Here is a 2,772-nt window from a genome sequence, read left to right on the forward strand (position 1 = left end):
GGGAATAAAATCAGGGGCGATATCTTGGTATCAACGAAACGTCTTTCTTTATCCTGCTGCTTTTCCTTTAGGTTAATTTTTTTAACTAATCTATATCTATTTTTTTCTATTTGCAAACTTACCATTGAAGAATTTGTTTGAGCTCATTTATTTTGGCTTCGCCGCGCCGCCGAAACCAAAATAAATAGCGAGTGCGGAAAGCAGGAATAGCTTCAAAAAAAAATAAAACCGTAATAAAAAACGGACAATGAAATCAATCCACTGTCCGTTTATAAATTTAACATTAAAAAAATTTACTTTCCGCCGCCGCCGTCTTTTTCAACATCGGTTTTGGTATTTTCTTTTACTTTCTGGTTTCCGAAACGTTTTACGAATGATATGGAAGCTCCGTACCAATCCCATTTTGAAGAACTTCTGGTAAATCCTGATTGGTTATAGCTTGTAGCATCATAATTCGGTCTTTTAAAGATATTCATCAACTGTAAGCTGACTTCCATCTGGGTTTTCGGGAAGATTTTTGTTGCTGAAATATTATGAAATACATTTGGCTTATTGGTGTAAGAATTTCCATTACTTTGATTTCCGACTTCAACCCAAGCACTTAAATTAATATTTTTATTAAAAAGATTGGTGTATGAAAGGTTGGCGGTAGCACTCAGATAACTGATATAAAAATTATTATCAATTTTATTTTTAGCATTAAAATCGCTGTTATCGATATAATACCATCCCAATCCCATATTTACGGTAAATTTATTCTTGAAAAAGGTCTGGTTGGTATTCGCATACAGATAATATTTATGAACTTTTCCATTGAAATTGGATTCCTGGGTAATGGTTACCTGCTGCGGGTTTCCGTTGGCATCAGGAATAGTTCCCGGAATATAGTCTGTCCAGTAATCCTGATCGGTAAACATATATCTGGCAGAGATAAAATATTTCTTTAAAATCCCAAATTTCATGTATAATCTATCGCTCGGGTTTGGATTCAAATCCATATTCCCGCGGCTGTAAATTCCGTCGTTATTAGGAATCATAAAAGGGTTAAACTCTGAATACCAAGGCCTCCAGATATTACGATTGTAGGTTAAACTCAGATCATATTTGTCTGAAAAAGAATATTTTAATAACAAATTAGGCAAAAATGTACCGTAAGAATCTTTTCTCGAAGCACCCGAAACATCCTGACGCATCCTTAAATCGGTATATTCATAACGAAGCCCTACTCTTGTTTCTAATTTCTTAAAAAATGTTCTGCTATAATTGGCATATAATGAATTAATATTATCCTCATAATGAAAGGCATCATTCGGACTAAGCCCGGACAACTGGTTGCCATATAAGCTATTCGGAATTATATTATTATTGAAATTCATCTTTCCTCCCACTTCAAAGGTCGCCCCAGATTTTCCTAAAGGTTGGGTGTAATCTATTTTCAGATAATAATTTCGGTTCTCAATATCAGAAAGAACTCCAATTTCGTTTACGGAAGGCGTATTAGAATAGATATTTCTTAAAAAATAGCTATCTTCCGACTGTCCGTAATAGTTGGTTCCCACATTAATATCTAAAATTCTGTTTTTCTCCTTATCGTAATATTTATAGAAAAGATTGGTTCCCAAATTACGGTTTAAGCCTATTGCTGTCTGGTTTTGCTGAATTGTACTTGTTAATTCATTATTTAAATAATTCGTCCCTTCCGCATTTGAAAAAGAGTTGGAATTACTTTGATAATACTCTAAAATCAACCCTACCGTATTTTTGTCATTCAATGCATATTCTGAAGTAGATGAAACTGAAGGACTCTTATATCTTCCTTCATTTCTAGAGCTCATTTCCATCAGAGAATTATTCGCATAAGTCACATACGTACTTGAGTTTTTCTGCACATTGATGTTATCGCTGTAACTTCCGATTAAGGTTTGTGTAAAGCTTTTTTTATGATAGTTAAGGTTTAAGTTTGTGTATTGCGAATTCTTGGTATTTTGTCTGTTGTTAAATGTTACACTTCCTTTCAGGCCTTCGTCATCACGTTTTTTCAGGACGATATTAATGACAGATCCTGTGGCTTCATATCTTGAAGAAGGGCTTGTGATCACCTCAACCTTCATTAAATTATCTGCCGGAATGGTTTTTAAATATTCCTTCAGTTCTTTTCCTGTAAAAACGGATTTTCTATCGTTGATGTAAACGGTAACAGATTCTCCCTCTGCTTTTATGGCGTCATTATTATCAATACTCACAAGCGGAGTCATTCTTAATACGTCCCAAGTTGTATTTCCGGCAAGAATAGAGCTGTTGGCTACATTGAAAACCGTTCTGTCGACTTTAGATTCTACGGTTGGTTTTCTTACGGTAACGGTAACGGCTTCAATTTCCTTTTCCTTAGGTTTTATGGTATCGTTTTTAGTCTGTGCAAAAGCAACAATGCCCACTAATAAGGCAATCGATGTTAATTTGATTTTCATTACATGAGAAGTTTTCATACATAAGACACCTCAAAAAGAATATTTGTTACATCAGAATGAAAATAAAGTACATGATGTTTATCATTTAAAATTAAAAATCTAAAAATCAAAACATTATAATCAATTTGAATTTTATAAAATGAAAATATTTTCAGTAAATGATGGCGAGACTTTAGTCTTCGACTTCGCTCCTTTAGATTTGCAAAAGAAAAAAATAGATAACTTTAGAAAAAGAGAAAGCATTTAATTAAACTAAGACACGCTCTGAATAAAATTCATATGCTGATAAAGAATTAAATGCTCT

1 protein-coding gene is annotated in these 2,772 nt (G+C 33.4%); it reads right to left on the reverse strand.

Annotated features, from left to right (window positions below; genetic code table 11):
* Positions 1–293: 293 nt before the first annotated feature.
* The gene (locus tag ABEG63_RS21465) at positions 294–2,468 is read right to left on the reverse strand and encodes an outer membrane beta-barrel protein (protein ID WP_346587474.1); all 2,175 of its coding nucleotides are present in this window, start codon (positions 2,466–2,468) and stop codon (positions 294–296) included.
* Between the last annotated feature and the right edge of the window lie 304 nt (positions 2,469–2,772).

It is taken from the genome of Chryseobacterium sp. C39-AII1 (assembly GCF_039672645.1).
Classification (GTDB): Bacteria; Bacteroidota; Bacteroidia; order Flavobacteriales; family Weeksellaceae; genus Chryseobacterium.

Coding starts and splice junctions, on each gene's coding strand:
- ABEG63_RS21465 (WP_346587474.1), bottom strand. CDS start 2,468: ATGAAAATCAAATTAACATCGATTGCCTTATTAGTGGGCATTGTTGCT.